The 4,662-nt window shown below is 59.5% G+C and carries 3 protein-coding genes; 1 reads left to right on the forward strand and 2 read right to left on the reverse strand.

All coding sequences use genetic code 11. The features are described from left to right. Nucleotides 1–128: 128 nt before the first annotated feature. Together HNH97_RS05655 and HNH97_RS05660 are read right to left on the reverse strand one after the other, a co-directional pair. Complete coding sequence (locus HNH97_RS05655) at nucleotides 129–908, reverse strand: helix-turn-helix domain-containing protein (RefSeq protein WP_081105755.1); 780 nt, start codon at nucleotides 906–908, stop codon at nucleotides 129–131. Then, the gene (locus tag HNH97_RS05660) at nucleotides 905–1,564 is read right to left on the reverse strand and encodes a recombinase family protein (RefSeq protein WP_231100957.1); all 660 of its coding nucleotides are present in this window, start codon (nucleotides 1,562–1,564) and stop codon (nucleotides 905–907) included. The genes HNH97_RS05655 and HNH97_RS05660 overlap by 4 nt, the downstream gene beginning before the upstream one ends. Before the next feature lie 64 nt (nucleotides 1,565–1,628). On the opposite strand from HNH97_RS05660, the gene HNH97_RS05665 reads away from it, so the two are divergent. After that, nucleotides 1,629–4,604, forward strand: coding sequence for a Tn3 family transposase (locus HNH97_RS05665; RefSeq protein WP_171790193.1), 2,976 nt, complete (start codon nucleotides 1,629–1,631; stop codon nucleotides 4,602–4,604). Nucleotides 4,605–4,662: the final 58 nt, after the last annotated feature.

The raw sequence follows: 4,662 nt of genomic DNA on the forward strand, positions 1-4,662 counted from the left end.
GAGGCCATCGTGTGGAAAGTACGCTAAACAACGTTTAGCATGAACAGTAGAAGAACGTCTGGGTAGCGTGATCTTGTCTGAGGGCAAGTCGCTGTTTCTTTGTTGAACAACGGCAAGCAGCACGGAAGTTAGCGGATGAAATATCCGCTAACGCGCCAATATGGCTGTTCACGAGAAAGTACGACGGTTTCAACCGCGTTGGGTTTGTTAGCGAAACGCGTCTGGAACTGAATGATCTGATAGTCACCCGCCGGCGTGCCCGGCAGCGTTTTTGTCTGCATCACGCTTTGGAAGGTGCGTGATGACGGGCGTCCCAACGGTTGTCGTACAGACTGGATCGTAGTGGCCCACTGCGCCGAGGTGATCTTTGCCTTGAACAGTGTGCCTGCGGCTTGCCAGCTTGCATCCCACTGCCCTTCATCAAGCAATTCGACCCATTTGCGGGCATCCGCCGATGCCTTTGTTTCGGCAGGACGGGCAATGCTTGTCGAAATATTCTGGGCGGAAACCCGGGCGTCGTCCTGCCCGCTGATGGTCAAAAGCGCTGCGGCCGCAATGATAAGAGACATGATAAGCATTCCTCCGGTAAGCCACGCCAGGCGATGCCCCGATGATCGCGGCAATTCTGGCTCTTTGGCCCTATCCACCGAAGAAGCTGCTTCGACACCCCCAATTTCCTTGGGGCCGACAAAATTGGGGGTGCCCCCATCCATCTCGGCGAGACGTCGGGCAGCTTCACGGCTGCTCGAAACGCCCAGCTTGCGCCGTGCATCGCGTAGGCGGTCATTTATTGTGTGCACCGACAGACCAAGCGTATTGGCAATGGATTTTGCGTCATGGCCGACCAGAAGCAGACGCAGCGCTTCTTTCTCTCGCGCGCTGAGAACCACTTGATCGTCTGTTGTCATGATACAGCCGATGGTGTCGGCCGCGCGACGCCAAGTCGCTTCATCTCGCGATAGACGGTCGATCGCCCGATCCCGAGCTGACGCGCCGCTTCAGCCGGCGACACGCTCGCCGCGATAAGTTTCAGCGCCGCGCTTACCTTGTCGCTGTCGAGCGGCTGCCGCCCCGGCAACCTGCCCTTTGCCCTCGCCGCCGCAATCCCGTCGCGTGTACGTTCTGAGATCAGTCGCCGCTCAAAATGCGCAATGGCGCCGAAGACGTGGAAGATCAGCTCTCCGGCTGCGGAGGAAGTGTCGATTTTCTCCTCCAGGCTGAGCAACGCTATTCCGCGTGAGCGGAGCATGGTCACCGTTGTCAGCAACTCTCCCAGTGAACGACCGAGGCGGTCGAGCCGCACAACCGCAAGCGTATCGCCCTTGCGTGCGTATTCCAGCAGCTCGTCCAGTCCTGGTCGCTCCATGCTCTTGCCCGACATCACATCGGTGAACACACGGATCGTACCGGCTTCTTCCAATCGCATACGCTGCCCGGCCACATCCTGATCACCGGTACTGACACGCGCGTATCCCAGAATGCCGCCCATGGCGCCGTCTCCCAAACGACCGTTCTGTGGACACTGAGTGAATGACCATTCCGGATCGACAATATCCGTCCACATAATGCGTCTCTTTACTCTCCGCTGTCCATAGCCGAGACTGACCTTTTGTGGACGGAATGACAGCGTGACCAGGCTCAAACATCACCTGCTGACAGCCCAGGAACGGGATCAGATGCTCGCCATCCCGACAGACCGGGACAGTCTGGTCCGCCTTTACACTTTCGAGCCATCGGATCTGGATATCATCGGTTCCCGGCGCAGGCGACGCACCCAGATGGGCGTTGCCGTGCAACTGGCGTTACTCAGGCACCCGGGAACAACACTGGCTCAGTTTGTGCAGGACGTCGGATCGACGCCATCCGCGTTGGTCGCCTTCGTGGCAGACCAACTTGAGCTTTCCGGCAGCGACCTCGCCGATTACGCCGCGCGGGAGCAGACGATGACCGATCATGCCCGCGATCTGATGACGATCCTTGGCCTGCGCGCGCCCCAGAGAGTCGATATCCCGTTCATGATCGAGGCTGCGGCAAACGCAGCCTGGGCCACGGACAGCGGCATCGTAATCGTCCGGGCCGTGATGGACGCGCTACGCCATGCCAAAATCGCACTCCCTTCGATTTCAACCATCGAACGCGCCAGCATTGCGGGACGGGCGCGGGCCCGACGGAAGACCGCGCAGGCGTTAACGCAGGGCCTCACAGGCGATCAGGTCACGGCGCTGGATCGGCTTTTCGCCACAACGCCTGAAGGGAGCATCAGCCAACTTGCCTCGCTCAAGACCATACCGGTTGCCGTCAAGCCGGATCACATCAAGCGCATTCTGGAATTGTTGAAACAGGTTCGACAGATCGGGATTGATCCCGTCGTCGCCAAGCGCATTCACATCGACCGCTTTCACCAATACGTCCGGGAAGGCCGGATATCTCCGGCCTCGATGATCGAGCGCTACACGCCATCACGCCGTTACGCCACGCTCGTCGCTTTCCTGATCGATGCCGAGGAACGTCTGACGGACAGCGCCCTGGACATGGCTGACAAGCTGGTCGGCAGCATCTTTACCCGGGCACGGAACACAAAGGCCCGCAGCTTTTCGGCAACATCGAAGAACGTCGCACGCCTGATGCGCCTGTTTCAGGCGACCATCGATGCCTTGGCCGAGGCGGCCAGCGACGGCAGAGATCCTATGGAAACTCTGGATGCCACGGTCGGATGGGCGACCCTGTTGAAAGCAAGGTCAGAGGTTGGGGCGATCGCCAGGACTGCCGACCTCGATCCTCTGACAGCCGCTGCGGAGCGTTATATTACCCTTCGAAAATTCGCGCCCGATCTGCTGGAAACGCTGGAATTCCAGGCAGGAAGAGGAGGCGCCAAGACCCTGGCTGCGATCACGTTGTTGCGGAATCTCAACAGAGCAGGCAAACGCGATTTACCTGGCGACGCACCGATGCCGTTTCGCAAGGAATGGCAGAAGATCGTTATCGATCAGGATGACAAGCCCAACCGGCGTCTGTGGGAAATCGCGACGCTCGCGCATTTGCGCAACAAGCTGCGTTCCGGCGATGTGTGGATCGAGCGGTCGGCCAATTATCGTCGCTTCGACAGCTACATGCTCAGTAGGGAGCAGGCAAAACCGTTCATTGCCGAACTTGACCTGCCCCTGTCGGCAAATGAATGGCTGGATCAGCGCGCTCGCGAATTGGATAAACGCCTGAAGAAGTTCGCGCAAAGCCTGAAACGCGACGCCTTGCAGGGGGTGCGCTTTCGTGACGGGCACCTCCAGATATCGCCGATACGCGCGACAACGCCGCCGCAAGCGGAAAACCTGGCGCAACAGCTCAACGCCCTGATGCCGCCAATCCGCATCACGGAGCTGCTGCACGAGGTGGCGCAGGCTACCGGTTTCCTCAGCGCCTTTACCAATCTGCGCACGGGCGAAGCCTGTCCCAACGAGAATGCGTTACTCGCGGCCATTCTGGCGGACGCTACCAATCTGGGGCTATCACGCATGGCTGCCGCGAGTCACGGCGTTACCCGTGATCAGCTCTTCTGGACCCACGACGCTTATGTCCGCGACGAAAATTATCGCAAGGCGCTGGCCGTCCTCATCAACTCTCATCATCGTCTGCCATTTTCCCGGAGCTGGGGGGACGGTTCGAGTTCGAGCTCTGATGGGCAGTTCTTTCGCGGCGCCAAGCGCGGTGCCTCGGGCGGAGACGTCAATGCCCGGTACGGCGTTGACCATGGGTTCAGCTTTTACACGCATGTGTCTGATCAGCGTGCCCCATACCATGTGAAGGTCATCTCGGCTGCGACACACGAAGCGCCATACGTGCTCGACGGCCTGACCAGTCATGGAACCGGGCTTAAAATCTCCGAGCATTATACCGACACGGGTGGTGCCACCGACCATGTCTTCGCGCTCTGCGCCCTGTTGGGTTTTCGCTTTTGCCCGCGCCTGCGCGACTTTCCGGATAGACGCCTGGCGTCCATCGCACCGGCCAGTTCCTATCCCTCCATCAGCCCGCTGCTTGGCAAAACCATCCGCACCGACATCATTCGGGAACAATGGGAGGACGTGCTGCGGCTTGTCGGATCAATCAAGGCCGGGCATGTCGCGCCCTCCAGGATGTTGCGCAAGCTTGCTGCCTATGAGCGCCAGAATCGGCTCGACGTCGCACTCCAGGAAATCGGCAAGATCGAGCGCACTCTGTTCATGCTCGACTGGCTCGAAACCCCTGATCTGCGGCAGAGATGTCAGGCAGGGCTCAACAACAGCGAGCAGCGGCATGTGCTGACCCAGGCAATCCATACCTTCCGCCAGGGACGGATCATCGACCGCAGCCATGAAGCCCAGCAATACCGGGCGTCGGGCCTCAATCTCGTCATCGCGGCGATCGTCTACTGGAATACAGTCTATCTGCAAACCGCCGTCACACATCTGCGCTCAACATCGGCGGCCGTCCCTGAGGACCTGCTGGCGCATACTTCCCCGGTGGGATGGGAGCACATCGCCTTTTCCGGAGACTTTCTCTGGGACAAAGCCGCAGCTTCTGCGGGCCGCAAGACGCTCAATCTGTCGAAACAGGCTCGTGCCGCCTGATCGTTCCTTTATTGTTCATGCCAAACGTTGTTTAGCGTACCATCCACACGATGGCCTC

Source organism: Gluconacetobacter entanii, assembly GCF_013155425.1.
GTDB lineage: Bacteria > Pseudomonadota > Alphaproteobacteria > Acetobacterales > Acetobacteraceae > Novacetimonas > Novacetimonas entanii.